The 26364-nt window shown below is 62.4% G+C and carries 21 protein-coding genes; 19 read left to right on the forward strand and 2 right to left on the reverse strand.

Features of this window, described 5'->3' with window-relative positions; genetic code table 11:
- Positions 1–11: 11 nt before the first annotated feature.
- Complete coding sequence (locus tag ACKLLE_RS10765; protein WP_420057907.1) at positions 12–2714, reverse strand: [protein-PII] uridylyltransferase; 2703 nt, start codon at positions 2712–2714, stop codon at positions 12–14.
- A gap of 17 nt (positions 2715–2731) precedes the next feature.
- The gene (gene map / locus ACKLLE_RS10770; RefSeq protein ID WP_009395272.1) at positions 2732–3514 is read right to left on the reverse strand and encodes a type I methionyl aminopeptidase; all 783 of its coding nucleotides are present in this window, start codon (positions 3512–3514) and stop codon (positions 2732–2734) included.
- Positions 3515–3857: 343 nt separating this feature from the next.
- On the opposite strand from map, the gene rpsB reads away from it, so the two are divergent.
- The 19 genes from rpsB to ACKLLE_RS10865 all read left to right on the forward strand — a co-directional run bounded on the left by rpsB (position 3858) and on the right by ACKLLE_RS10865 (position 26363).
- On the forward strand, positions 3858–4589 hold the full coding sequence (gene rpsB / locus ACKLLE_RS10775; protein WP_009395267.1) for a 30S ribosomal protein S2: 732 nt from the start codon (positions 3858–3860) through the stop codon (positions 4587–4589).
- A 188-nt stretch (positions 4590–4777) separates the two neighbouring features.
- Complete coding sequence (gene tsf, locus ACKLLE_RS10780) at positions 4778–5644, forward strand: translation elongation factor Ts (RefSeq protein WP_009395266.1); 867 nt, start codon at positions 4778–4780, stop codon at positions 5642–5644.
- 195 nt (positions 5645–5839) lie between these two features.
- The gene (gene pyrH / locus ACKLLE_RS10785) at positions 5840–6583 is read left to right on the forward strand and encodes a UMP kinase (protein ID WP_009395265.1); all 744 of its coding nucleotides are present in this window, start codon (positions 5840–5842) and stop codon (positions 6581–6583) included.
- Positions 6580–7137 carry a ribosome recycling factor gene (frr, locus tag ACKLLE_RS10790; protein ID WP_009395264.1) on the forward strand — a complete coding sequence of 186 codons (558 nt, stop codon included), beginning with the start codon at positions 6580–6582 and terminating at the stop codon, positions 7135–7137. Before pyrH ends, frr begins: the two co-directional genes overlap by 4 nt.
- 16 nt (positions 7138–7153) lie before the next feature.
- A complete protein-coding gene (uppS, locus tag ACKLLE_RS10795; protein ID WP_064303314.1) occupies positions 7154–7909 on the forward strand; it encodes a polyprenyl diphosphate synthase in 756 nt (251 codons plus the stop codon).
- Complete coding sequence (locus ACKLLE_RS10800; RefSeq protein ID WP_420057910.1) at positions 7909–8724, forward strand: phosphatidate cytidylyltransferase; 816 nt, start codon at positions 7909–7911, stop codon at positions 8722–8724. Before uppS ends, ACKLLE_RS10800 begins: the two co-directional genes overlap by 1 nt.
- Positions 8721–9911 (forward strand): 1-deoxy-D-xylulose-5-phosphate reductoisomerase, encoded by a 1191-nt coding sequence (gene ispC, locus ACKLLE_RS10805; RefSeq protein ID WP_064303313.1) that lies wholly within the window; start codon positions 8721–8723, stop codon positions 9909–9911. Before ACKLLE_RS10800 ends, ispC begins: the two co-directional genes overlap by 4 nt.
- Positions 9912–9953: 42 nt before the next feature.
- On the forward strand, positions 9954–11306 hold the full coding sequence (gene rseP / locus ACKLLE_RS10810) for a sigma E protease regulator RseP (protein ID WP_009395258.1): 1353 nt from the start codon (positions 9954–9956) through the stop codon (positions 11304–11306).
- Between the two features lie 75 nt (positions 11307–11381).
- On the forward strand, positions 11382–13733 hold the full coding sequence (gene bamA / locus ACKLLE_RS10815; protein WP_420057912.1) for an outer membrane protein assembly factor BamA: 2352 nt from the start codon (positions 11382–11384) through the stop codon (positions 13731–13733).
- Positions 13734–13778: 45 nt separating this feature from the next.
- A complete protein-coding gene (locus ACKLLE_RS10820; protein WP_064303311.1) occupies positions 13779–14282 on the forward strand; it encodes an OmpH/Skp family outer membrane protein in 504 nt (167 codons plus the stop codon).
- A 1-nt stretch (position 14283) separates the two neighbouring features.
- Positions 14284–15339, forward strand: coding sequence for a UDP-3-O-(3-hydroxymyristoyl)glucosamine N-acyltransferase (lpxD, locus tag ACKLLE_RS10825; protein ID WP_064303310.1), 1056 nt, complete (start codon positions 14284–14286; stop codon positions 15337–15339).
- Between the two features lie 111 nt (positions 15340–15450).
- Positions 15451–15891: a 3-hydroxyacyl-ACP dehydratase FabZ gene (gene fabZ, locus ACKLLE_RS10830; protein ID WP_009395253.1), complete on the forward strand. Its 441-nt coding sequence runs from the start codon at positions 15451–15453 to the stop codon at positions 15889–15891.
- Positions 15888–16664 (forward strand): acyl-ACP--UDP-N-acetylglucosamine O-acyltransferase, encoded by a 777-nt coding sequence (gene lpxA / locus ACKLLE_RS10835; protein ID WP_009395252.1) that lies wholly within the window; start codon positions 15888–15890, stop codon positions 16662–16664. Before fabZ ends, lpxA begins: the two co-directional genes overlap by 4 nt.
- A 1-nt stretch (position 16665) precedes the next feature.
- A complete protein-coding gene (lpxB, locus tag ACKLLE_RS10840) occupies positions 16666–17793 on the forward strand; it encodes a lipid-A-disaccharide synthase (RefSeq protein WP_009395251.1) in 1128 nt (375 codons plus the stop codon).
- Positions 17793–18422: a ribonuclease HII gene (gene rnhB / locus ACKLLE_RS10845; protein ID WP_064303308.1), complete on the forward strand. Its 630-nt coding sequence runs from the start codon at positions 17793–17795 to the stop codon at positions 18420–18422. The genes lpxB and rnhB overlap by 1 nt, the downstream gene beginning before the upstream one ends.
- A 105-nt stretch (positions 18423–18527) precedes the next feature.
- Positions 18528–22052 (forward strand): DNA polymerase III subunit alpha, encoded by a 3525-nt coding sequence (gene dnaE / locus ACKLLE_RS10850; RefSeq protein ID WP_420057914.1) that lies wholly within the window; start codon positions 18528–18530, stop codon positions 22050–22052.
- 97 nt (positions 22053–22149) lie between these two features.
- Complete coding sequence (accA, locus tag ACKLLE_RS10855) at positions 22150–23097, forward strand: acetyl-CoA carboxylase carboxyl transferase subunit alpha (protein WP_009395248.1); 948 nt, start codon at positions 22150–22152, stop codon at positions 23095–23097.
- A 66-nt stretch (positions 23098–23163) separates the two neighbouring features.
- Positions 23164–24462 (forward strand): tRNA lysidine(34) synthetase TilS, encoded by a 1299-nt coding sequence (gene tilS, locus ACKLLE_RS10860; RefSeq protein ID WP_064303306.1) that lies wholly within the window; start codon positions 23164–23166, stop codon positions 24460–24462.
- 272 nt (positions 24463–24734) lie between these two features.
- Entirely contained in the window at positions 24735–26363 is a 1629-nt protein-coding gene (locus ACKLLE_RS10865; RefSeq protein WP_420057916.1) for a CTP synthase, read from the forward strand.
- The last annotated feature ends 1 nt before the right edge of the window (position 26364 follow it).

Genomic DNA, 26364 nt, shown 5'->3' on the forward strand with positions numbered 1-26364 from the left:
TCGTCAAGGCATCAAATGGTCAGGCGAAAGGATTCGGTTCCGCTGGCCTGGTCGACCCGCAACTGCTCGACGATGGCGTCCTGCAGGCGGCTGCACAGTTGTGGGTCGGAAAGTGGCTGGTTGTCGGCATCGGTAATGAAGAACACGTCTTCCACGCGCTCGCCGAGGGTGGCGATCTTGGCGTTCTGCAGCGACAGGTCGAAGTCCAGGAAGATCTTGCCGATACGCGCCAGCAGGCCCGGGCGGTCGGGAGCGATCAGTTCGAGGATGGTCACCGGGCGCTGGGCGTCGTTGAGGATGGTGACCTGCGGCGGGAAGGCGAAGTGCTTGAGCTGGCGCGGTACCCGGCGATGGATGATGCTCGGGTAGTCGTCCGGGTTGCGCAGGGCATCGCTCAAGCCGTCGCGGATCTGCTTGACCCGCTGCGGGTTGTTGCCGATCGAGCCGCCGTCGTTGTCCAGCACGATATAGGTGTCGAGGGTGAACTGGCTGCTCGAGGTGATGATCCGCGCATCGTGGATGTTGAGGTTCAACTGGTCCATGGCGGCCACGGTCACGGCGAAGAAGTCGTGCTGGTCCGGGGCGTAGATGAAGATCTGCGTACCGCCCTCGAACTCGCGTTGGGTGGTTTCCTTGATCAGCACCAGCGGGCCGCTGTCGGCCGGCTGCTGGAGAATCGCGTCGGAGTGCCAGGCCACGTCGGCGGCGGTGTGACGCAGGAAATAGTCGTCGCCCAGTTGCGACCAGAGTTGTTCGACGTCGTCCTGGTCGTTGCCTTCGCGAACCAGGATGTCCAGCGCCGCGCTTTGCGTCTGGCGGATCTGCTCCTCGCGGTCCAGCGGGTTTTCCAGGCCGCGGCGCAGGGCGCGCTTGGTCTCGGTGTAGAGCTGGCGCAGCAGGCTGGCGCGCCAGGAGTTCCACAGGCTGGGGTTGGTCGCATTGATATCGGCGACGGTCAGCACATAGAGGTAGTCGAGATTGACCTGGTTGCCGACATGCTGGGCGAAGTCGTGGATCACCTGCGGGTCGGAAAGGTCCTTGCGCTGGGCGGTGGTCGACATCACCAGGTGGTTTTGCACCAGCCAGACGATCAGGCGGCTGTCCCACGCCGGCAATTGATGGCGCTCGCAGAAGGCCCGGGCGTCCACCGCGCCCAGATCGGAGTGGTCGCCCTGGCGGCCCTTGCCGATGTCATGGTAGAGCCCGGCCATGTAGATCAGCTCCGGCTTGGGCAGGCGGCCCATGAGCTTGCTGGCCAGCGGGAATTTTTCCGACACCGGCGTGTACTGCAGCTTGCGCAGGTGCTTGATCAGGTTGAGGGTGTGGGCGTCCACCGTATAGATGTGGAACAGGTCATGCTGCATCTGCCCGACGATCAGGCCGAACTCCGGCAGGTAGCGGCCGAGGATGCCGTAGCGGTTCATCCTTCGCAGGTTGCGGTGGATTCCGATCTCGCACTTGAACAGCTCGATGAACAGGCTGGTATTGCGGATGTCGTTGCGGAACCTGTCGTCGATCAGGTGACGGTTTTCCCGCAGCAGGCGGATGGTGTCGGCACGCACGCCCTTGATTTCCGGGTGCTGGGCCATCAGCACGAAGATCTCCAGCATGGCGAACGGCGTGCGCTTGAACACGTTCGGGCGTACCGCCTCGATATAGCCATCATGCAACTGGAAGCGCGCATTCAACGGCTGGGTGCTGGCGCTGCTGTCGTCGGCGAGGATGACTTCCTCGAAATGCTGGATGATCAGGTCGCTGAGCTCGGCGATGCTCATGACCACCCGGTAATACTGCTGCATGAACTGCTCGATGGCGCGCTTCGGGTTTTCATCCACGAAGCCGAGCAGGGCGGCGATGCTGCGCTGGTGGTCGAACAGCAGGCGGTCTTCGGCGCGCCCGGCGAGCATGTGCAGGGCATAGCGGACTTTCCAGAGGAATTCCTGGGACGACGCCAGCAGCTTGTTCTCGTCTTCCAGCAGGAAGCCTTCGCCCGCCAGGGCGTGCAGGTTGAGGGTACCGAACTGGCGCCGGGCGACCCAGAGCACGGTCTGGATGTCGCGCAGGCCGCCAGGGGAACCCTTTACGTTGGGTTCCAGGTTGTATTCGGTGTCGTTGTACTTGTGGTGGCGGGCCTTCTGCTCGGCGCGCTTGGCCAGGAAAAACTCCTTGCTCGGCCACATATGCGCGGTGCTGGTGACCTCCAGCATGCGCTGGCGCAGGCGCTCGGGGCCGGCGATGGTGCGGCTTTCCATCAGGTTGGTGATCACCGTGAGATCGGCGCGGGCCTGTTCGGCGCATTCCTCCACCGAACGGACGCTTTGGCCCACTTCCAGGCCGATGTCCCACAAAAGCGTAAGAAAACGCTCGATCGAGTCGCGAAAAATCTCATGGTCGGCGTGGTCCAGCAGGATCAGCAGGTCGATGTCCGAATGCGGATGCAGCTCGCCACGACCGTAGCCACCCACCGCGACCAGGGCGATATCGGCTTCGTCGCTCCAATCGAAGTGGTTCCAGGCCTGTTGCAGGATGTTATCGACGAACCAGGCGCGGTCCTCGATCAGGCGGCGGATATCGCGGCCTTCGCGGAAACGCTGGTCAAGCACCTCGCCGGCGCGGCGGATGGCTTTCTTGAACGCCGCGATGGGGCTTGACTTGAGGGCCAGTTCCGCCTGGAACTGACCGCGATCGAACAGCTCGGGATCCACCTGGGGCATCGAATCGTCCTGTCTGGTCAGGCTGAAGTACGGGGAATGGTGTCGTCTTTGCGCAAGGTGAAGATTTCATAACCGGTGGCGGTCACCACCAGGGTGTGTTCCCACTGGGCGGAAAGCTTGCGGTCCTTGGTGATGGCGGTCCAGCCGTCGCCCAGGACCTTGGTGTCGGCCTTGCCCTGGTTGATCATCGGCTCGATGGTGAAGGTCATGCCTTCCTGCAGCTCCATGCCGGTGCCGGCGCGGCCGTAGTGGAGGATCTGCGGCTCCTCGTGGAAGACCTTGCCGATACCGTGGCCGCAGAATTCGCGAACCACCGAGAAACCGTTCTTTTCCGCGTGTTTCTGGATCACTTCGCCGATATCGCCCAGGCGGGTACCCGGCTTGATGATCTCGATGGCCTTGTACAGGCACTCCTGGGTGACCTTCGACAGGCGCTCGGCCCAGACCGGCACGGTGCCGACGTGGAACATGCGGCTGGTGTCGCCGTGGTAGCCGTCCTTGATCACGGTGACGTCGATGTTCAGGGTGTCACCGGCCTTGAGCGGCTTCTCGTTGGGAATGCCGTGGCACACCACGTGGTTGATCGAGGTGCAGATCGACTTGGGGAAGCCCTTGTAGTTGAGCGGCGCGGGAATGGCCTGCTGGACGTTGACGATATAGTCGTGGCAGATGCGGTCCAGTTCCTCGGTGGTCACGCCGGGCTTGACGTGTTCCTCGATCATTTCCAGGACTTCGGCGGCAAGGCGGCCGGCGATGCGCATCTTTTCGATGTCTTCGGCGGTTTTGATGGTGACGGTCATTGCAGGCTCTCTACGGCGCCTTGGTGGCGCGGGCGAACAGGAAAGTGGCGATTCTAACAGAGCGCGCCGGCGTTCTGGGTGTTGTGCGGCGCATGGCTGCCTATATAGATGATGGCATTCTGGTGTGGTAGTCGGGGTGATGTACAGGCCGCAACACGATTGGCAAATCAGGTTTCGTTGGTCATCCGAGTGTGGTATAAAGTGCGCCGCTTTGTGGGGATGGCCCCCAAAGCATAAACCCACACACGTATCGACACGGTGACCTGGGTGCCCCGATCCTCTGGATCCGCGGGTTGGTCATTGGGATGCGTGGAGGCCCAACCCGACTTATCAAGGAACTATCATGTCCCAAGTCAACATGCGCGATATGCTGAAGGCCGGTGTGCACTTCGGCCACCAGACCCGTTACTGGAACCCGAAAATGGGCAAGTTCATTTTCGGCGCGCGCAACAAGATCCACATCATCAACCTGGAAAAAACCCTGCCAATGTTCAACGAGGCTCTGACCTTCGTAGAGCGTCTGGCCCAGGGCAAGAACAAGATCCTGTTCGTCGGCACCAAGCGTTCCGCTGGCAAGATCGTTGCTGAAGAAGCAGCACGTTGCGGTTCGCCGTACGTCGATCACCGCTGGTTGGGCGGCATGCTGACCAACTACAAGACCATCCGCGCTTCGATCAAGCGTCTGCGCGAGCTGGAAACCCAGGCTGAAGACGGTACCTTCGCCAAGCTGACCAAGAAAGAAGCCCTGATGCGCTCCCGTGATCTGGAAAAACTGGATCGCAGCCTGGGTGGTATCAAGGACATGGGCGGCCTGCCGGACGCACTGTTCGTGATCGACGTCGAGCACGAGCGCATCGCCATCACCGAAGCAAACAAACTGGGCATTCCGGTCATCGGCGTTGTCGATACCAACAGCAGCCCGGAAGGCGTTGACTACGTTATCCCAGGTAACGACGACGCCATCCGCGCAATCCAGCTGTACATGGGTTCGATGGCTGATGCCGTCATCCGTGGTCGCAACAACGTTGCCGGCGGCACCGAAGTTTACGCTGAAGAAGCGCCAGCTGCCGAGTAAGCGACGCTCGCGTCGACTTGGCACGCAAAAAGGGGGCTAGGCCCCCTTTTTGCCACCTTGAAATCCTCCTGTCGCCAAGTGTCCGCATCATCGACGCTTCGCCTTTGAGACAGGTTGTTGATTTCCAGAATTGAGCCCCCGTTAATCGCGGGTGGAATGGTTGAAAACCTATCCAAGAGGATTTTGAAATGGCAGAAATTACTGCAGCGTTGGTCAAGGAACTGCGTGAGCGTACTGGCGAAGGCATGATGGACTGCAAGAAAGCCCTCACCAAGGCCGGCGGCGACATCGAAAAAGCCATCGACGACATGCGCGCTTCGGGCGCCATCAAGGCTGCCAAAAAGGCTGGCAACGTTGCCGCCGAAGGCGCCATCGCCATCAAGGACGACGGCAAGACCGCCGTTCTGATCGAAGTCAACTCGCAGACCGACTTCCTGGCCCTGCAAGACGACTTCAAGGCATTCGTTGCTGCCAGCGTCGAAAAAGCCTTCAACGACAAGCTGACCGAAGTCGCTCCGCTGATCGAAGCTCAGGAAGAGGCTCGCCTCGCCCTGGTTGCCAAGACTGGCGAAAACGTCAACATCCGCCGTCTGGCGCGTGTTGAAGGCGACGTTCTGGGTTCGTACCTGCACGGCAACAAGATCGGTGTCGTTGTTTCCCTGAAGGGCGGCAGCGTCGAGCTGGCCAGGGACATCGCCATGCACGTGGCTGCCAGCAACCCTGAGTTCCTGCTGCCATCGGAAGTTTCCGCTGAAGCGATCGAGCGCGAGAAAGGCGTGTTCCTGAGCCTCAACGAAGACAAGATGAAAGGCAAGCCTGCTGAAATCGTCGAGAAGATGATCAGCGGCCGTATCACCAAGTTCCTGTCGGAAGCCAGCCTGGTCGAGCAAGCCTTCGTCAAGGATCCGGACATCACCGTTGGTGCTCTGGCCAAGAAAGGCGGCGCTGAAATCGTTTCGTTCACCCGCTTCGCGGTAGGTGAAGGCATCGAGAAGCCAGTCGACAACTTCGCTGACGAAGTTGCCGCTCAAGTGGCTGCTGCCCAGAAGCAATAAGACGGATTCACATCTGTCGCCCCAAAGAGGCTGCCCGCTCACGCGCGCAGCCTCTTTGTCAAAGCGCAGGCGCTTTTCGAGCCACAAGCCGAGATTCGCCAGCGCGCTGGCGCCCCGTGGGTGCCAAGCTACAGTTGGCGCAGGCTGAAAACAGCCCGCCCGGAATTTATACAAACGCCGCAGGAGAGATTCGCAATGGCTCAGCAGGTGAGTGGTCGTCAACCTCGCTATAAACGCATTTTGCTCAAACTTAGCGGCGAGGCCCTGATGGGCTCGGAAGACTTCGGGATCGACCCGAAGGTGCTGGACCGGATGGCCCTGGAAGTCGGCCAGTTGGTCGGTATCGGCGTCCAGGTCGGCCTGGTGATCGGCGGCGGCAACCTGTTCCGGGGTGCGGCCCTGAGTGCAGCGGGCATGGATCGCGTCACCGGCGACCACATGGGCATGCTGGCCACCGTCATGAACGCCCTGGCCATGCGCGATGCCCTGGAGCGCTCGAATATCCCCGCTATCGTCATGTCGGCCATTTCCATGGTCGGTGTCACCGATCACTATGATCGCCGCAAGGGCATCCGCCACCTGAACTCCGGTGACGTGGTGATCTTCTCCGCCGGTACCGGCAACCCGTTCTTCACCACCGACTCCGCTGCCTGCCTGCGGGCGATCGAGATCGATGCCGACGTCGTGCTGAAGGCAACCAAGGTCGACGGCGTGTACACTGCCGATCCGTTCAAGGATCCGCATGCCGAGAAGTTCGACCATCTGACGTACGATGAAGTACTCGACCGCAAACTGGGTGTGATGGACCTGACCGCAATCTGCCTGTGCCGTGACCACAAGATGCCATTGCGGGTTTTCAACATGAACAAGCCTGGCGCCTTGCTGAACATCGTAGTGGGCGGCGCTGAAGGAACTCTGATCGAGGAAGGCGAACAATGATCAACGATATCAAGAAAGATGCCCAGGACCGCATGGGCAAGTCCATCGAGGCCCTGGGTCGCAACCTGGCGGCGATCCGTACCGGTCGCGCCCACCCGAGCATCCTGGACAGCGTCAAGGTGCCAGCCTGGGGCAGCGAGATGCCGCTGAACCAGGTCGCTGCGGTTTCCGTCGAGGACGCCCGCACCCTGAAGATCGTCGCTCACGACAAGAACCTGAGCGCCGCGATCGAGAAGGCCATCCTGACCTCCGACCTGGGGCTGAACCCGAGCAGCGCCGGGACCACCATTCGCGTGCCGATGCCGGCCCTGACCGAGGAAACCCGCAAGGGCTACACCAAGCAGGCCCGTGGCGTTGCCGAAGAAGCCAAGGTTGCCGTGCGCAACGTGCGTCGCGATGCCCTGGCTGACCTGAAGAAGCTGGCCAAGGACAAGGAAATCAGCGAAGACGAAGAGCGTCGCGCCTCCGACGAGCTGCAAAAGCTCACCGACAAGTTCGTCGCTGAAGTCGACAAGGCTCTGGAAGCCAAGGAAAAGGACCTGATGGCCGTCTAAGGTCGGGGTTTTTTCAATGGAAAAGAGCAAGCAAGGTGTGCCGTCCTCGGTGCCGCGCCATGTCGCGATCATCATGGACGGGAACAATCGCTGGGCGAAGAAGCGCCTGCTGCCCGGCGTCGCCGGGCACAAGGCCGGCGTGGATGCGGTGCGGGCCGTGATCGAGGTCTGCGCCGAAGCCAGGGTCGAGGTGCTGACCCTGTTCGCCTTCTCCAGCGAAAACTGGCAGCGCCCGGCCGATGAGGTCGGTGCGTTGATGGAGCTGTTCTTCTCGGCCTTGCGCCGGGAAGCCAGGCGCCTCAACGAGAACAACATCAGTTTGCGCATCATCGGCGATCGTTCGCGTTTCCATCCCGAGTTGCAGGCAGCCATGCGCGAAGCCGAAGCGCTGACTGCCGGCAACAATCGCTTCATCCTGCAGATCGCCGCCAACTACGGCGGTCAGTGGGATATCGCCCAGGCCGCCCAGCGTCTGGCGCGCGAAGTCCAGGCTGGCCATCTGCGCCCGGAGGACATCACTCCCGAACTGTTGCAGACCTGCCTGGCTACCGGTGACCTGCCACTGCCGGACCTGTGCATCCGCACTGGCGGCGAGCACCGCATCAGCAATTTCCTGCTATGGCAGTTGGCGTACGCCGAGCTGTACTTCTCCGACCTGTTCTGGCCGGACTTCAAACACGAGGCCATGCGTAGTGCATTGGCTGATTTCGCTTCGCGCCAGCGCCGCTTCGGTAAAACCAGCGAGCAGGTCGAAGCCGGAGCCCGTGCTTAATGCTCAAACAACGCATCATTACTGCCCTTGTCCTGTTGCCGATCGCCCTCGGTGGCTTCTTCCTGCTCGATGGGGCGGATTTCGCCCTGTTCATCGGCCTGGTGGTCACGCTGGGCGCCTGGGAGTGGGCCCGGCTTGCCGGCCTTGAGGCACAGGTGCTGCGGGTGGCCTATGCCGCGGTGATCGCCGGCTTGCTGATGCTGCTCTACCTGATGCCGGACCTGGCGCCCTGGGTGCTGGGCGCTTCGGTGTTGTGGTGGGGGTTGGCGACCTGGCTGGTGATGACCTATCCACGCAGCAGCGAACTGTGGGCCAGTGCGGCCTGCCGGCTGCTGATCGGCGCGCTTATCCTGCTGCCTGCCTGGCAGGGGCTGGTGCTGCTGAAGCACTGGTCCATGGGCAACTGGCTGATCCTTGCGGTCATGGTCCTGGTGTGGGGGGCCGACATCGGTGCCTACTTCTCCGGTCGGGCCTTTGGCAAGCGCAAGCTGGCGCCGCAGGTCAGTCCCGGCAAGAGCTGGGAAGGCGTCTATGGTGGCCTGGCCTTGAGCCTGGCCATCACCCTGGGCGTCGGCCTGGTGCGACATTGGAGCGTTGGCGAGCTGCTGCTGGGCCTGTTCGGCGCTGCGTTGATCGTCATGGGCTCGGTGGTTGGCGATCTGACCGAAAGCATGTTCAAGCGCCGCTCCGGTATCAAGGACAGCAGCAACCTGCTGCCGGGGCATGGTGGCATCCTCGATCGCATCGACAGCCTGACCGCAGCCGTCCCGTTGTTCGCCGTGCTGCTTTGGGCTGCCGACTGGGGCGTGATGTGAGTCGCGTGCAGCGCATTACCGTGCTGGGAGCTACCGGCTCCATCGGCCTGAGCACGCTGGATGTCATTGCCCGGCATCCGGATCGCTACGAAACCTTTGCCCTGAGCGGCTACTCGCGGCTGGACGAGTTGCTGGCGCTGTGCCTGAAGCACGCTCCGGTGTTCGCCGTGGTACCGGATGAAGCCGCAGCTGCAACCCTGCGTGCAGGGCTCGATGCCGCGGGCTCGCGTACCGAAGTCCTGACCGGCGAACGTGGCCTGTGTGCCGTGGCGTCGGACCCGCAGGTCGATGCGGTGATGGCGGCCATCGTCGGCGCGGCAGGCCTGCGCCCGACCCTGGCGGCGGTAGAGGCGGGCAAGAAGGTCCTGCTGGCCAACAAGGAGGCTCTGGTGATGTCCGGCGCCCTGTTCATGCAGGCCGTACGGCGCAACAACGCGGTACTGCTGCCCATCGATAGCGAGCACAACGCCATCTTCCAGTGCCTGCCTGGCGACTATGCACGCGGCCTTGACCGGGTCGGGGTGCGACGGATCCTGCTGACCGCGTCCGGCGGTCCGTTCCGTCAGACGCCGTCCGCTGAACTCGAGCGTGTCACTCCTGAGCAGGCCTGTGCCCATCCCAACTGGTCCATGGGTCGCAAGATCTCGGTCGATTCCGCGAGCATGATGAACAAGGGCCTCGAGCTGATCGAGGCGTGCTGGCTGTTCGATGCGCCACCATCGCGGGTCGAGGTGGTGGTGCATCCGCAAAGTGTGATTCACTCCCTGGTCGATTATGTCGACGGTTCGGTCCTGGCCCAGCTGGGCAATCCCGATATGCGCACGCCGATCGCCAATGCCCTGGCCTGGCCAGAGCGCATCGACTCCGGGGTTCCGGCGCTGGATCTGTTCGCCATTGCCCGCCTCGATTTCGAGGCGCCTGACGAGCGGCGTTTCCCCTGCCTGCGCCTGGCCCGTGAAGCGGCCGAGGCGGGCAACAGCGCCCCGGCGGTGCTCAACGCGGCCAACGAGATCGCGGTGGATGCCTTTCTTCGGGGGCGCATCCGCTTCCCGGAGATCGCGAGTATGATCGGGCAGGTGCTCGAACGCGAACCGGTGGTTGCGCTGGACTCGCTCGATGCAGTGTTCGCCGCTGACCAGCGCGCCAGGGAACTGGCGGGAGAGTGGTTGACGCGTCACGGCCGATGAGCTGTCGAACCCGGCCCGGTTGAAGGTTATTCGGAGAAAGACATGAGCGCGCTCTACATGATCATCGGCACCCTGATCGCACTGGGTGTACTGGTTACCTTCCACGAGTTCGGGCACTTCTGGGTGGCTCGGCGTTGCGGCGTCAAGGTCCTGCGTTTCTCCGTCGGCTTCGGTACGCCGCTGGTGCGCTGGCATGATCGCCAGGGCACCGAGTTCGTGATCGCCGCCATTCCTCTCGGCGGCTACGTGAAGATGCTCGACGAGCGCGAGGCCGACGTGCCTTCGGCGCTGCTGGAGCAATCCTTCAATCGCAAGAGCGTTGGCCAGCGTATCGCCATCACCGCTGCCGGGCCGATCGCCAACTTCCTGCTCGCCATCCTGTTCTTCTGGATCCTGGCCATGCTCGGCAGCCAGCAGGTGCGCCCGGTCATCGGTGCCGTCGAGCCGGGGAGCCTGGCCGCGGTAGCAGGCTTGAGTGCCGGTCAGGAGATCGTTTCCATCGATGGCAAGCCGACCAGCGGCTGGGCTGCGGTCAATCTGCAGCTGGTGCGGCGCCTGGGTGAGAGCGGTTCGCTGCGTATCGATGTTCGCGACGACGGCGCCTCTACCGGCAGCACCCATACGGTGGCGCTCGAGCAATGGCTCAAGGGCGCCGACGAGCCTGATCCGATCAATTCCCTGGGTATTCGCCCGTGGCGCCCGGCCTTGGCCCCGGTGCTTGCTGAGCTCGACCCGAAAGGTCCGGCCCAGGCCGCCGGTCTGAAAACCGGTGATCGCCTGCTGGCCCTGGACGGGCAGGCGCTGACCGACTGGCAGCAGGTGGTCGATAGCGTGCGCAGTCGTGCCGGCAGTCGCGTGGTACTGGCCGTGGAGCGCGACGGTGCCCGCCTCGATGTGCCGGTGACCCTGGCCAGCCGCGGCGAGGGCAAGGCCGCCGCCGGTTACCTCGGAGCCGGTGTCGCTGCGGTGGAGTGGCCCGCCACGATGCTTCGCGAGGTCAGCTACGGGCCGCTGGAAGCGGTAGGCGAGGGCCTTTCCAGGACCTGGAACATGAGCGTCCTGACCCTTGATTCGCTGAAGAAAATGCTCTTCGGCGAGCTCTCGGTAAAAAACTTGAGCGGACCGATAACCATTGCTAAAGTGGCGGGCGCTTCGGCCCAGTCCGGCCTCGGAGATTTCCTGAATTTCCTGGCCTATCTGAGCATTAGCCTGGGGGTTCTTAACTTGCTGCCCATTCCGGTACTGGATGGGGGGCATTTGCTGTTTTACCTGGTCGAGTGGGTGCGTGGTCGTCCGCTGTCGGACCGGGTGCAAGGTTGGGGGGTCCAGATCGGTATCAGTTTGGTAGTCGGGGTGATGTTGCTCGCCCTGATCAACGATCTGGGTCGACTGTAACGCTTCGCTCAATTGCGATTCTGCCGCGCCCTTGCGGCGGGTCGTTCATTGCCAGTTGGAATAAAAAAGGACTTCATGAAACGTCTGCTGCTAACTGCGGCTCTCGCCGCACTGATGATCGCTGAAGTTCACGCCGAGTCCTTCACCATCTCCGATATTCGCGTCAACGGTCTGCAGCGGGTTTCCGCCGGCAGCGTTTTCGGCGCCCTGCCTCTGAACGTCGGTGACCAGGCTGATGACAGCCGCCTGGTGGAGTCGACCCGCTCGCTGTTCAAGACCGGGTTCTTCCAGGACATCAACCTCAGCCGCGACGGCAACGTCCTGATCATCAACGTCGTCGAGCGTCCGTCGGTCTCCAGCATCGAGATCGAGGGCAACAAGGCGATCAGCACCGAAGACCTGATGAAGGGCCTGAAACAGTCCGGCCTGGCCGAAGGCGAGATCTTCCAGCGCGCGACCCTCGAAGGCGTGCGCAACGAGCTGCAGCGCCAGTACGTCGCCCAGGGCCGCTACTCGGCCGAGGTAGACGCCGAGGTGGTGCCACAGCCGCGCAACCGCGTCGGCCTGAAGATCAAGATCAACGAAGGCACGGTCGCTGCGATCCAGCACATCAACGTCGTGGGCAACACCGTGTTCTCCGACGAAGACCTGCAAGGCCTGTTCGAACTCAAGACCACCAACTGGCTGTCGTTCTTCAAGAACGACGACAAGTACGCCCGTGAAAAACTCTCCGGTGACCTTGAGCGCCTGCGTTCCTACTACCTGGACCGCGGCTACATCAACATGGATATCGCTTCCACCCAGGTCTCCATCACCCCGGACAAGAAGCACGTCTACATCACCGTCAACATCAACGAAGGCGAGAAGTACACCGTCCGCGACGTCAAGCTCTCCGGCGACCTCAAGGTTCCGGAAGACCAGGTCAAGGCGTTGCTGCTGGCCCAGCCGGGCCAGGTATTCTCGCGCAAGGTGATGACCACCACTTCCGAGCTGATCACCCGCCGCCTGGGCAACGAAGGCTATACCTTCGCCAACGTCAACGGCGTGCCGCAACCCCACGACGAAGACCACACCGTCGATATCACCTTCGTGGTCGATCCGGGCAAGCGTGCCTACGTCAACCGCATCAACTTCCGTGGCAACACCAAGTCCGAAGACGAAGTGCTGCGTCGCGAAATGCGCCAGATGGAAGGTGGCTGGGCTTCGACCTACCTGATCGACCAGTCCAAGACCCGCCTTGAGCGCCTGGGCTTCTTCAAGGAAGCCAACGTCGAGACCCCGGCCGTTCCGGGTACCGACGACCAGGTCGATGTGAACTACACCGTGGAAGAGCAGGCTTCCGGCTCGATCACCGCCAGCGTCGGCTTTGCCCAGAGCGCGGGCCTGATCCTCGGTGGTTCGATCAGCCAGAACAACTTCCTGGGTACCGGTAACAAGGTCTCCATCGGCCTGACCCGTTCCGAGTACCAGAGCCGATACAACTTCGGCTTCGTCGACCCCTACTGGACCGCCGACGGCGTCAGCCTGGGCTACAACGCCTTCTATCGCACCACCAACTACGACGACCTCGATGTCGACGTGGCGAGCTATGCGGTGGACAGCCTGGGTGCCGGTGTCAACGTCGGCTACCCGATCAGCGAGACGTCGCGCCTGACCTTCGGCCTGAGCGTGCAGCAGGACAAGATCAAGACCGGTACCTACACCGTCGACGAAATCTTCGACTTCCTGAACCAAGAGGGTGACGACAGCTTCCTGAACTTCAAGGCTTCGGCCGGCTGGTCCGAATCGACCCTGAACAAGGGCGTGCTGGCGACCCGCGGTCACTCGCAAAGCCTGACCCTGGAAGCGACCACGCCGGGCAGCGACCTGTCGTTCTTCAAGCTCGACTACCGTGGCCAGCTGTTCAAGCCGATCACCAACGACTACACCCTGCGCCTGCATACCGAGCTGGGCTACGGCGACGGCTATGGTTCGACCTCGGGCCTGCCGTTCTATGAAAACTACTATGCTGGTGGCTTCAACTCGGTTCGTGGTTTCAAGGACAGCAGCCTTGGCCCGCGCAGTACGCCGAGCAAGGGAACCAATCCCGGTACCGCACTTGACCCGGATCAGGATCCACTGCCGTTCGGTGGCAACGTCCTGGTGCAGGGCGGCGTCGAATTGCTGTTCCCGCTGCCGTTCGTCAAGGACCAGCGCTCCCTGCGTACCTCGGTATTCTGGGATGTGGGTAACGTCTTCGATACCAACTGCGGTTCCAAGCCTGACTGCGAGAAGGTCGGCCTTTCCGGCCTGGCCAGCTCCGTCGGCCTGGGCGTGACCTGGATCACAGCACTGGGTCCGTTGAGCTTCAGCCTGGCGATGCCGGTGAAGAAACCGGACGATGCCGATACCCAGGTGTTCCAATTCTCTCTGGGTCAGACCTTCTAAGGGTCTGGTCCACGTAAACGACAACGGATTCTGTAGGAGTGCATCGTGCGTAAGCTGACTCAACTGGCGGTACTGGCTGCGGCCCTGGTCGCGACCCCGGCGTTTGCCGAAATGAAGATTGCCGTTCTCAACTATCAAATGGCCCTGCTCGAGTCCGACTCGGCCAAGCAGTATGCGGTCGATGCCGAGAAGAAATTCGGTCCGCAGCTGACCAAGCTGAAGAACCTGGAAAGCAGCGCCAAGGGCATCCAGGACCGCCTGGTCAAGGGCGGCGACAAGATGGCCCAGCCTGAACGCGAGCGCCTGGAGCTGGAATTCAAGCAGAAGGCCCGTGATTTCCAGTTCCAGTCCAAGGAACTGAACGAGGCCAAGGCCGTCGCCGATCGTGACATGCTCAAGCAGCTCAAGCCGAAGCTCGATGGCGCTGTCGAGGAAGTCATCAAGAAAGGCGGCTTCGACCTGGTTCTCGAGCGTGGCGCGGTCATCGATGTCAAGCCTCAGTACGACATCACCCGCCAGGTCATCGAGCGCATGAACCAGTCCCGTTGATATGACGGCGACCATGAAACTTGGCCAGTTGTCCGAGTTCCTCGGCGCGACCCTGCAAGGTCCCGCCGAGCTCGAAATCTCCGGCCTCGCGACCCTGCAGGAAGCCGGCCCTGGCCAATTGAGCTTCCTCGCCAATCCCCAGTACCGCAAATACCTGGTCGATACCCAGGCTGCCGCGGTGCTGCTGCGTGCCGCCGATGCCGAAGGCTTCTCCGGCAACGCGCTGCTCGTGCCCGATCCCTACCTGGCCTACGCCCGCATTTCCCACCTGTTCGACCCCAAACCCAAGGCTGTGGCGGGGATTCATCCCAGCGCCGTGGTGGCGGCGGACGCGCAGGTCGATGCCAGTGCCAGTGTCGGTCCTTTCGTGGTCATCGAGAGCGGCGCGGTGATCGGGGCCAATGTCACCCTCGGTGCCCATTGCTTCATCGGTGCCCGCAGTGTGATCGGCGAGGGTGGCTGGCTCGCACCGCGCGTGACCCTGTACCACGACGTGCGCATCGGCAAGCGCGTGGTCATCCAGTCCGGTGCGGTGCTTGGCGGCGAGGGCTTCGGCTTCGCCAACGAGAAGGGTATCTGGCAGAAGATCGCCCAGATCGGTGGCGTGACCATCGGCGACGACGTGGAGATCGGGGTGAATACCGCGATCGATCGGGGCGCGCTGGCCGACACCCGTATCGGTGATGGCGTCAAGCTCGATAACCAGATCCAGATCGCCCACAACGTCCAGGTCGGCGACCATACGGCCATGGCGGCCTGTGTCGGTATCTCCGGCAGCACGAAGATCGGCAAGCACTGCACCATCGCCGGTGGCGTGGGCATGGTGGGTCACATCGATGTCTGTGACAACGTTTTCGTCTCCGGCATGACCATGGTCACCCGCTCCATCACCGAGCCAGGCGGCTATTCCTCCGGCACGGCGATGCAGACCCTGGCCGACTGGCGCAAGAGCGCCGCGCGGATTCGTCAACTGGACGACATGGCCAAACGACTTCAACAGGTAGAAAAGCGCGTCGATGCCGTGACCTCGGGCGGCCAGCCTTCATCTGATGGCTGACACCTTTTTCCTGATCAAGGCCGCGGGACTGTCCAGTGATGGTCCCGCATAGCCCAAGGTGCACGGCGCCATGCACGTGTTTCCTATCTTTACTACAGGCTTCCCCCAGAAATGATGGACATCAACGAGATTCGCGAATACCTGCCCCACCGTTATCCGTTCCTGCTCGTGGATCGGGTAGTGGAACTGGACGTCGAGGGTCAGCGCATTCGTGCCTACAAGAATGTCAGCATCAACGAACCTTTCTTCAATGGTCACTTCCCTGCGCACCCGATCATGCCGGGCGTGCTGATCATCGAGGCAATGGCTCAGGCTGCCGGCATTCTCGGCTTCAAGATGCTCGATGCCAAGCCGACGGACGGCACCCTCTACTACTTCGTCGGTTCCGACAAGCTGCGCTTCCGCCAGCCGGTGCTGCCGGGCGATCAGCTGATCCTCGAAGCGAAGTTCATCAGTTGCAAACGCCAGATCTGGAAGTTCGACTGCCAGGCCTCGGTCGACGGCAAGCCGGTGTGCTCCGCCGAGATCATCTGCGCGGAACGTAAACTATGAGTTTGATTGACCCTCGGGCAATCATCGATCCTTCGGCCAGGCTGGCCGAGGGTGTCGAGGTCGGTCCTTGGTCGATCATCGGCCCGGATGTCGAGATCGGCGAAGGAACCGTCGTCGGTCCGCATGTGGTGCTCAAGGGGCCGACCCGTATCGGCCGCAACAACCGCATCTACCAGTTTTCCTCGGTCGGTGAAGACACCCCGGACCTCAAGTACAAAGGCGAACCCACGCGCCTGGTGATCGGTGACGACAATGTCATTCGCGAGGGGGTGACCATCCACCGTGGCACCATCCAGGACCGTTCGGAAACCACGATCGGCAATCACAACCTGATCATGGCCTATGCCCACATCGGCCACGACAGCGTGATCGGCAACCACTGCATCCTGGTCAACAACACCGCGCTGGCCGGCCACGTGCATGTGGGAGACTGGGCGATCCTCTCGGGTTTCACCCTGGTTCACCAGTTCTGCCATATCGGTGCCCACAGTTTCTCCGGCATGGGTACGGCGATCGGCAAGGATGTCCCGGCTTTCGTCACCGTGTTCGGCAACCCCGCCGAAGCGCGCAGCATGAACTTCGAAGGCATGCGCCGCCGTGGTTTCAGCGAGGATGCCATCCACGCCCTGCGTCGCGCCTACAAGGTGGTCTACCGCCAGGGCCTGACCGTCGAGCAGGCTGTCATCGAACTGGAAGCCTCGGCGCAGCAGTTCCCCGAAGTCGAACTGTTCCGTCAGTCGATCCAGAATTCCGCCCGCGGCATCACCCGCTGATATGTCGGCACTCTGCGTAGCGTTGGTGGCTGGCGAGGCCAGCGGCGACATTCTCGGCTCGGGGCTGATGCGAGCGCTCAAGGCACGCCATCCTGATATCCGTTTCATCGGCGTCGGCGGTCCATTGATGGAGGCCGAAGGCCTGTCCTCCTACTTCCCGATGGAGCGCCTTGCCGTCATGGGCCTGGTCGAGGTGCTCGGCCGCCTGCCAGAGTTGCTCAAGCGTCGCAAACTGTTGATCCAGACGCTGATCGAGGAAAAACCCGATGTCTTCATCGGCATCGACGCACCGGATTTCACCCTCAATATCGAGTTGAAGCTGCGTCGGGCCGGGATCAGGACCGTTCACTATGTCAGCCCGTCGGTCTGGGCCTGGCGGCAGAAGCGGGTGCTGAAGATTCGCGAGGGCTGCGACCTGATGCTGACCCTGTTCCCCTTCGAAGCGAAGTTCTACGAAGAGCAGGGCGTGCCGGTTCGTTTCGTCGGGCATCCGCTGGCCGACACCATACCGCTGGAAGCCGACCGTCAGGCTGCGCGCCAGGCGCTGGGCTTGCCCGACGGGCCTTTGGTAGCGCTGATGCCGGGTAGTCGCGGCGGCGAGGTGGGGCGTCTGGGCGCCTTGTTCCTCGATACTGCACAGCGCCTTCGCGAACTGATCCCTGGTGTACGCTTCGTTTCGCCCTGCGCCAATGCCGCACGCCGTGCACAATTGGAGCAGATGCTGGTCGGTCGTGACCTGCCGCTGACTCTGCTCGATGGCCGCTCCCATCAGGCCCTGGCGGCGTGTGACGCGGTCTTGATCGCCTCGGGCACTGCGACCCTCGAAGCCTTGCTGTTCAAGCGGCCGATGGTGGTAGCCTACCGCCTGGCGCCATTGAGCTACTGGATTCTCAAGCGCCTGGTAAAAAGCCCTTACGTTTCCTTGCCCAACCTGCTGGCCCAGCGCCTGCTGGTGCCGGAATTGTTGCAGGATGCCGCCACTGCGGAGGCGCTTGCGCAAACCCTGGCGCCGCTGGTTGGCGATGGTGCGCAACAGACCGACGGTTTCGACCGTATTCATCGCACCTTGCGTCTGGACGCCTCGAACCAGGCTGCCGATGCCGTGCTGGCTTTGCTGGAAGATCGATAATGCAAATGGGACTTGACTTCAATCTGGTCGAAGACCTGGTCGCCGGTGTCGATGAAGTCGGCCGCGGCCCGTTGTGCGGCGCGGTGGTGACTGCTGCGGTGATCCTCGACCCTGCGCGCCCCATTCTTGGCCTCAACGACTCGAAGAAACTCACCGAAGCGCGGCGCGAGAAGCTTTTCGACGAGATCTGCGAAAAAGCCTTGAGCTTCTGCATCGCCCGCGCCGAAGTCGATGAAATCGACGAACTGAACATCCTGCATGCCACCATGCTGGCCATGCAGCGAGCCGTGGAAGGGCTGCACGTGACCCCGAAACTGGCGCTGATCGACGGCAACCGCTGCCCGAAACTCCAGGTTCCGGCCTCCCCGGTGGTCAAGGGGGATAGCCAGGTGCCCGCAATCGCGGCGGCGTCGATCCTGGCCAAGGTCACCCGCGACCGCGAGATGTCCGCTTTCGAGCTGATTTACCCGGGTTACGGTATCGGCGGGCACAAGGGCTACCCTACGCCGATACATCTTGAAGCACTGGCCCGCCTGGGGCCGACGCCGATCCATCGGCGCTCCTTCGCCCCGGTACGTGCGGCGTACGAGGCGCGCGAGCTGCTCGGCGGCCAGTCCATCCTGGTCTGAGCCCACACTTCCACCACCAGTCCGGATCACTTCGCACCGGCTGTTGTTTTGATCGGGGCCCGGTACAATCCGGGCCTTGTCGTTTTGCGCTGCTATAGGATCAACATGTCGGCTTCCTTCGTTCATCTTCGCCTGCATACCGAATTCTCGCTGGTCGACGGACTGGTGCGGATCAAGCCGCTCGCCAAGGCCCTGGCCGGGATGAACATGCCGGCGGTGGCGGTGACCGACCAGAGCAACATGTGTTCGCTGGTCAAGTTCTACAAGACGGCCATGGGCGCCGGCATCAAGCCGATCTGTGGCGCCGACCTGTGGCTGGCCGGCGACGACCCGGAAGCGCCCCTGGCACGTATCTGCTTCCTGGTGATGGATGCCAAGGGCTACCGCAATCTCACCGAACTGATCTCCCGTGGCTGGACCGACGGCCAGCGCAATGGCCTGGTGGTCATCCAGCGGGAATGGATCGCCGAGGCTGCAGAAGGCCTGATCGCCCTTTCCGCAGCGAAGGAAGGCGATATCGGCATGGCCCTGATGAACGGCAACGAGGCTGAAGCCGAGGCGCTGCTGCAGGACTGGATGGCGATGTTCCCCGACCGCTTCTACGTCGAGGTGCAGCGCACCAATCGCGCTGGCGACGAAGAGTATCTGCATGCCGCGGTGGCCCTGGCCGATCGCCTGGGGGCGCCGCTGGTGGCGACCAACGATGTGCGTTTCATCAAGCAATCCGATTTCGATGCCCACGAGACCCGCGTATGCATCGGTGAAGGCCGTGCCCTCGACGATCCGCGCCGTTCGCGCAACTACAGCGACCAGCAGTACCTGAAGAGCCCGGAGGAAATGGCCGAGCTGTTCAGCGACCTGCCCGAGGCCCTGGAAAACAGCGTCGAGATCGCCAAGCGCTGCAACATCACCGTCCAGTTGGGCAAATACTTCCTTCCCGATTTCCCCACGCCCAACGGCATGGGGATCGACGACTATCTGCGCCATGTTTCCCATGAAGGCCTGGAAGAGCGCCTGGCCGTGCTCTGGCCAAAGGAAACCACGCCCGACTACGAAGAGAAACGCCAGGTCTATCTGGATCGGCTCAAGTTCGAGCTGGACATCATCATCCAGATGGGTTTCCCCGGTTACTTCCTGATCGTTATGGACTTCATCAAATGGGCCAAGAACAACGGCGTGCCGGTGGGCCCGGGCCGTGGTTCGGGAGCTGGCTCGCTGGTGGCCTATGTGCTCAAGATCACCGACCTCGACCCCTTGGCCTATGACCTGCTGTTCGAGCGCTTCCTCAACCCCGAACGTATTTCCATGCCCGACTTCGACGTCGACTTCTGCATGGATGGCCGCGACCGGGTGATCGACTACGTGGCCGAGGCCTACGGGCGCAATGCGGTGAGCCAGATCATCACCTTCGGCACCATGGCGGCCAAGGCGGTGGTGCGCGACGTGGCGCGGGTACAGGGCAAGTCCTACGGCCTGGCGGATCGTCTGTCGAAGATGATTCCGTTCGAAGTCGGCATGACCCTGGAAAAGGCCTACGAACAGGAAGAAATGCTGCGGGACTTCCTCAAGACCGACGAGGACGCCAAGGAAATCTGGGACATGGCCCTCAAGCTCGAGGGTGTCACCCGGGGTACCGGCAAGCACGCCGGGGGCGTGGTCATCGCGCCGACCAAGCTCACCGACTTCTCGCCGATCGCCTGTGACGAAGAAGGCGGCGGCCTGGTAACCCAGTTCGACAAGGACGATGTCGAGGCCGCCGGCCTGGTGAAGTTCGACTTCCTCGGCCTGCGTACCCTGACCATCATCAAATGGGCGATGGAGATCATCAACCGCGAGCAGGCCAAGGCCGGCCTGCCGGATGTGAACATCGACTTCATCCCGCTGGACGACCGCAAGACCTACGAACTGCTGCAGCGGGCAGAAACAACAGCGGTATTCCAGCTCGAATCCCGCGGCATGAAGGAGCTTATCAAGAAGCTCAAGCCCGACTGCCTGGAAGACCTTATCGCACTGGTGGCGTTGTTCCGTCCCGGCCCGCTGCAATCGGGCATGGTGGACGACTTCATCAACCGCAAGCACGGTCGCGCCGAGCTGGCCTATCCGCATCCGGATTACCAGTACGATGGCCTGAAGCCCGTACTGGCACCGACCTACGGCATCATCCTGTACCAGGAACAGGTGATGCAGATTGCCCAGGTCATGGCCGGTTACACCCTCGGCGGCGCGGACATGCTGCGTCGGGCCATGGGCAAGAAGAAGCCCGAGGAAATGGCCAAGCAGCGCGGCGGTTTCATCGAGGGGTGCGTCAACAACGGAATCGACGCCGACCTCGCGGGCAACATCTTCGACCTGGTGGAAAAGTTCGCCGGCTACGGCTTCAACAAGTCCCACTCTGCGGCCTACGGCCTGGTCTCCTACCAGACTGCCTGGCTGAAGACCCACCACCCGGCTGCGTTCATGGCCGCGGTGCTCTCGGCGGATATGCACAACACCGACAAGGTGGTGATCCTGATCGAGGAAGTGCGCAGCATGAAGCTGCGCCTCGACGCGCCGGACGTGAATTTCTCCGACTTCAAGTTCACCGTGAACAACGACGGACGCATCGTCTATGGCCTCGGTGCGATCAAGGGCGTCGGCGAGGGGCCGGTGGAAGCGATCATGGAGGCGCGGGCCGCAGGTGGTCCGTTCAGCGACCTGTTCGATTTCTGCGCCCGGGTCGACCTCAAGCGCATCAACAAACGCACCCTCGACGCCCTGGTGCGCAGCGGTGCGCTGGACCGCCTCGGGCCGTTCTTCCATGACGAGATCAAGGCCTACCAGGCCAATATCGATCGCAACCGTGCAGTCCTGCTGTCGGCGATGGAAGAAGCGATCAAATCGGCGGAGCAGACCGCCCGCACCCATGACAGCGGTCACTCGGACCTCTTCGGCGGCCTGTTCGACGAGCCGGGTGCCGATGTCTACGCCAACCATCGCAAGGCCCGCGAGCTGACCCTGAAAGAACGTCTGCGCGGCGAGAAGGACACCCTCGGCCTTTATCTCACCGGCCACCCCATCGACGAGTACGAAGGCGAGATTCGCCGTTTCGCCCGCCAGCGTATCGTCGACCTGAAGCCGGCACGCGATACCCAGACCGTCGCCGGCATGATCATTGCTCTGCGGGTGATGAAGAACAAGAAAGGCGACAAGATGGGCTTCGTCACCCTCGATGACCGTTCCGGGCGGATCGAGGCTTCGTTGTTCGCCGATGCCTTCATGGCCTCGCAAGCGCTGCTGCAGAACGATGCCATGGTGGTGGTCGAGGGCGAGGTCAGCAATGACGACTTCTCGGGCGGCCTGCGCCTGCGCGTCAAGCGGGTGATGAGCATGGAGGATGCGCGCACCAACCTGGCCGACAGCCTGCGCCTGAAGCTGCACGCCGATGCACTCAAGGGCGATCGTTTGGCCTGGCTGGGCGACCTGCTCAAGCGCCACCGCGGCGCCTGCCCGGTGAGCATGGAGTACACCGGCAGTGACGCGAAGGCCCAGTTGCAGTTCGGCGAGGATTGGCGGATCGACCCGGCCGATGGCTTGATTCAGGCCCTGCGTGACCAGTTCGGCCGTGAGAACGTCTTTTTGCACTATCGATGAATTTTTAAACTCGACCTGAACGCGCCTCTCCCTTAAGGTAGGGCGCCAAACGGATCAACCGGCCGGCCGCCTGGCCGTCGACCCAAGACGGATGCCTATGAACCCGAATTTTCTGGATTTCGAACAGCCGATTGCTGACCTGCAAGCCAAGATCGAAGAGCTGCGCCTGGTAGGCAATGACAACTCGTTGAACATCGGCGATGAAATCGGCCGTCTGCAGGACAAGAGCAGCGAGCTGACCAAGAGCATCTTCGGCAATCTGACCAGCTGGCAGATCGCCCGCCTGGCGCGCCATCCGCGCCGGCCGTACACCCTGGACTACATCGAGCACATCTTCACCGAGTTCGACGAACTGCACGGCGACCGTCACTTCGCCGACGACGCCGCGATCGTCGGCGGTATCGCCCGCCTGGACGACCGTCCGGTAATGGTCATCGGCCACCAGAAGGGCCGTGAAGTGCGCGAGAAGGTTCGCCGCAACTTTGGCATGCCGCGTCCGGAAGGCTACCGCAAGGCCTGTCGCCTGATGGAAATGGCTGAACGCTTCAAGATGCCGATCCTGACCTTCATCGATACCCCGGGTGCGTATCCGGGCATCGATGCCGAAGAGCGCAACCAGAGCGAAGCCATCGCCTGGAACCTGCGGGTCATGGCGCGCCTGAAGACCCCGATCATCGCCACCGTTATCGGCGAGGGTGGTTCTGGCGGTGCGCTGGCCATCGGTGTCTGCGACCAGCTCAACATGCTGCAGTACTCGACCTACTCGGTGATCTCGCCGGAAGGTTGCGCCTCGATCCTGTGGAAAACCGCCGAAAAGGCCGCCGACGCCGCCGAGGCCATGGGCATCACTGCCGAACGCCTGAAAGGCCTGGGCATTGTCGACAAGGTCATCTCCGAACCCCTGGGCGGTGCGCACCGTGATCCGGCAGCCATGGCAGCCTCGGTTCGCAGTGAGCTGCTCGAGCAGCTGGACATGCTGAAGAAATTCGACAACGACGCGCTGCTCAAGCGCCGTTACGACCGCCTGATGAGCTACGGTCTCTGACCTGAAGCCATCTGTCAGAAATTGGGGCCGCAAAGCGGCCCCAATTGCTTTTGTCGGACCCTGAACATGACCGACCTCGTCGCCCGCCTGAAGGACAAGCTAGCCCCCTGGCAGAACGCTCCCGGCTGGTGCGTGGCCTTGTCGGGCGGTCTGGATTCCACCGTACTCCTGCACCTGCTGGCCGCCATGACGGATCGCCCGGCACTGCGCGCCATCCATGTCCATCACGGCTTGCAACCGGTCGCGGATGCCTGGCCGGAACACTGCCAGCGCCTGTGCGACTCGCTGGGCGTCGAGCTGCTGGTACGCCATGTGACAGTGGAAGAGGGCGCCAGCCTCGAACAGGCCGCGCGCAATGCCCGCTATGCCGCCTTCAGTGAAGTCCTTCGGGATGGAGAAGTCCTGCTGACCGGCCAGCATCGCGAGGACCAGGCCGAAACCCTGTTGTTGCGCCTGCTTCGTGGTGCCGGACTGCGTGGGTTGATGGCAATGCGCGGACTGCGGCAGTTGGGTGACGCCTGGCTGCTTCGGCCCTTGCTCGACAGCTCTCGTGACGAGCTTCTGCGCTATGCCCGTGATCGTGGCCTGGACTGGATCGAAGATCCGTCGAATGGCGATATCCGATTCACGCGCAATTACCTGCGACAAGAGGTGCTTCCGGCCCTGTCTTCACGCTGGCCACAGGTCAGTCGAACGCTGGCCCGTACTGCCGATCATCTCGCCGAGGCGGGCGAGTTGCTCGATGCACTGGCCTCGGGCGATCTGGCGCAGGCCCAGACGCAGGGCGATTTTCCCTGGCTCGGTCTTCCCTCCCTGCATTTACCGGGTCTGCTCCGGCTTTCTCCAGCGCGCCAGCGTAATGCCCTGCGATTCTGGCTTGCATATTTCACTCGCCTGCCCGATGCCGATCATTGGGCCGGCTGGGACGCTCTGCGCGATGCCCGTCCCGATGCTTCACCGATCTGGAAACTCGCCGATGGCGAGCTGCACCGGGCCGGTGAGCGCATCTACTGGTTGAGTGGCGAGTGGCTCGGCGCTCCCGATGGCGCGGAATGCTGGAAAGATCCACCACTGGCGCTGGAACTGCCTGGCAACGGATTCGTTATCCTGAAAGGGAATAAGCCCGGGGAGACCCTGCGAATCGCCTACCGCCAAGGCGGCGAAAGCATGCATATCGCCGGTCGCGGCCATCGCGATCTCAAGCGTTTGCTCAATGAACGCGGGGTTCCCGCCTTCGTTCGCGGCCGTTTGCCACTGCTGTTCGCCGGTGATCGACTGGTCGCCGTGGCCAACCTGCCGGACCTCGTTGATGGCGATTTGCAACTTGTGTGGCAGGTACCGACGAGTGAGCAAGGTTTGAGGTGATGGGCATCTTCGGGTAGACTACGCTCCCTTCTTGATACAGCTTCTGTGAGCCCGATTCGAGCCGCAGGAGTTGCCGATTACCAAGCAGTTTTTTGCTGGGCGATTCTCAAAATGTGTAGCGAGCTCCGTACCGGGATTTCAACCCCCGGTCTGTACAGACGCGGCAGTATTTTCGGATGCACTGTGATTGACGCAGGTGATCGGGGGCTTCGGCCTTCCTTCGCTTTCCCCGGCGGCGCAGACCGCTTTAACGCAGACTTCTAGGGTTTTTCATGACGCGCTACATATTCGTCACGGGCGGTGTTGTTTCTTCATTGGGGAAAGGCATTGCCTCGGCTTCATTGGCGGCCATCCTGGAGGCGCGGGGGCTCAAGGTCACCATGCTCAAGCTGGACCCGTACATCAACGTCGACCCGGGCACCATGAGCCCGTTCCAGCACGGCGAAGTGTTCGTCACCCACGACGGCGCCGAGACCGACCTGGACCTGGGCCACTACGAGCGGTTCATCCGCACGACAATGACCCAGAACAACAACTTCACCACCGGCCGCATCTACGAGCACGTGCTGCGCAAGGAGCGTCGTGGTGACTACCTGGGCGCCACCATCCAGGTCATCCCGCACATCACCGACGAGATCAAGCGTCGCATCATCAAGGGTGCCGGCGATGCCGACGTGGCCCTGGTCGAGATCGGCGGCACCGTCGGCGACATCGAGTCGCAGCCGTTCCTCGAAGCCATCCGTCAACTGCGCGTCGAAGTCGGCTCCAAGCGCGCGATGCTGATGCACCTGACCCTGGTCCCGTACATCGCCACCGCCGGCGAGACCAAGACCAAGCCGACCCAGCACTCGGTCAAGGAACTGCGCTCCATCGGCCTGCAGCCTGACGTGCTGATCTGCCGTTCCGACCATCCGGTTGATGTGTCGTCCCGTCGCAAGATCGCCCTGTTCACCAACGTCGAAGAACGTGCGGTCATCTCGCTGGAAGACGTCGACACCATCTACAAGATTCCTGCCGTGCTGCACGCCCAGGGCCTGGACGACTTCGTCGTCGAGCGCTTCGGCCTGCAATGCAACGGTGCCGACCTCTCCGAATGGGAAAAGGTCGTCGATGCCAAGCTGAACCCCGAGCACGAAGTCACCATCGCCATGGTCGGCAAGTACATGGAACTGCTTGACGCGTACAAGTCGCTGATCGAAGCGATGAGCCACGCCGGCATCCAGAACCGTACCAAGGTCAACCTGCGCTACATCGATTCCGAAGACATCGAGAACCAGGGCACCGGTCTGCTGGAAGGCGTTGATGCCATCCTGGTGCCGGGCGGCTTCGGTCTGCGCGGCGTGGAAGGCAAGATCACCGCCGTCCAGTACGCTCGCGAGAACAAGGTGCCGTACCTGGGTATCTGCCTCGGCATGCAGGTGGCGGTCATCGAGTTCGCCCGTAACGTCATGGGCTGGAAGGACGCCAACTCCACCGAGTTCGATCGCAACAGCGGCCACCCGGTCGTTGGCCTGATCACCGAGTGGGCCGATGCCACCGGCGCCGTGGAAACCCGTACCGAAGCGTCCGACCTGGGCGGCACCATGCGCCTGGGCGCCCAGGAATGCCAGCTGGAAAGCGGCTCCAAGGTTCACGACTGCTACGCCAAGGACGTGATCGTCGAGCGTCACCGCCATCGCTACGAAGTGAACAACAACCTGCTGCCACAACTGGTCGAAGCCGGCCTCAAGGTTTCCGGTCGTTCCGGCGACGGTGCACTGGTGGAAGTGGTCGAGTCCCAGGATCACCCATGGTTCGTCGCCTGCCAGTTCCACCCCGAGTTCACCTCGACCCCGCGTGACGGTCATCCGCTGTTCAGCGGCTTCGTCAAGGCGGCCCTGGCGCAGAAGAACAAGGCCTGAT

This window comes from Pseudomonas bharatica (assembly GCF_048586865.1).
Taxonomy (GTDB): Bacteria; Pseudomonadota; Gammaproteobacteria; order Pseudomonadales; family Pseudomonadaceae; genus Aquipseudomonas; species Aquipseudomonas bharatica.

Bases quoted from the DNA above. Each gene is read 5' to 3' on its own strand.
- ACKLLE_RS10765 (WP_420057907.1), bottom strand. From the start codon at position 2,714: ATGCCCCAGGTGGATCCCGAGCTGTTCGATCGCGGTCAGTTCCAGGCG.
- map (WP_009395272.1), bottom strand. From the start codon at position 3,514: ATGACCGTCACCATCAAAACCGCCGAAGACATCGAAAAGATGCGCATC.
- rpsB (WP_009395267.1), top strand. From the start codon at position 3,858: ATGTCCCAAGTCAACATGCGCGATATGCTGAAGGCCGGTGTGCACTTC.
- tsf (WP_009395266.1), top strand. From the start codon at position 4,778: ATGGCAGAAATTACTGCAGCGTTGGTCAAGGAACTGCGTGAGCGTACT.
- pyrH (WP_009395265.1), top strand. From the start codon at position 5,840: ATGGCTCAGCAGGTGAGTGGTCGTCAACCTCGCTATAAACGCATTTTG.
- frr (WP_009395264.1), top strand. From the start codon at position 6,580: ATGATCAACGATATCAAGAAAGATGCCCAGGACCGCATGGGCAAGTCC.
- uppS (WP_064303314.1), top strand. From the start codon at position 7,154: ATGGAAAAGAGCAAGCAAGGTGTGCCGTCCTCGGTGCCGCGCCATGTC.
- ACKLLE_RS10800 (WP_420057910.1), top strand. From the start codon at position 7,909: ATGCTCAAACAACGCATCATTACTGCCCTTGTCCTGTTGCCGATCGCC.
- rseP (WP_009395258.1), top strand. From the start codon at position 9,954: ATGAGCGCGCTCTACATGATCATCGGCACCCTGATCGCACTGGGTGTA.
- bamA (WP_420057912.1), top strand. From the start codon at position 11,382: ATGAAACGTCTGCTGCTAACTGCGGCTCTCGCCGCACTGATGATCGCT.
- lpxD (WP_064303310.1), top strand. From the start codon at position 14,284: ATGACGGCGACCATGAAACTTGGCCAGTTGTCCGAGTTCCTCGGCGCG.
- fabZ (WP_009395253.1), top strand. From the start codon at position 15,451: ATGATGGACATCAACGAGATTCGCGAATACCTGCCCCACCGTTATCCG.
- lpxA (WP_009395252.1), top strand. From the start codon at position 15,888: ATGAGTTTGATTGACCCTCGGGCAATCATCGATCCTTCGGCCAGGCTG.
- lpxB (WP_009395251.1), top strand. From the start codon at position 16,666: ATGTCGGCACTCTGCGTAGCGTTGGTGGCTGGCGAGGCCAGCGGCGAC.
- rnhB (WP_064303308.1), top strand. From the start codon at position 17,793: ATGCAAATGGGACTTGACTTCAATCTGGTCGAAGACCTGGTCGCCGGT.
- dnaE (WP_420057914.1), top strand. From the start codon at position 18,528: ATGTCGGCTTCCTTCGTTCATCTTCGCCTGCATACCGAATTCTCGCTG.
- accA (WP_009395248.1), top strand. From the start codon at position 22,150: ATGAACCCGAATTTTCTGGATTTCGAACAGCCGATTGCTGACCTGCAA.
- tilS (WP_064303306.1), top strand. From the start codon at position 23,164: ATGACCGACCTCGTCGCCCGCCTGAAGGACAAGCTAGCCCCCTGGCAG.
- ACKLLE_RS10865 (WP_420057916.1), top strand. From the start codon at position 24,735: ATGACGCGCTACATATTCGTCACGGGCGGTGTTGTTTCTTCATTGGGG.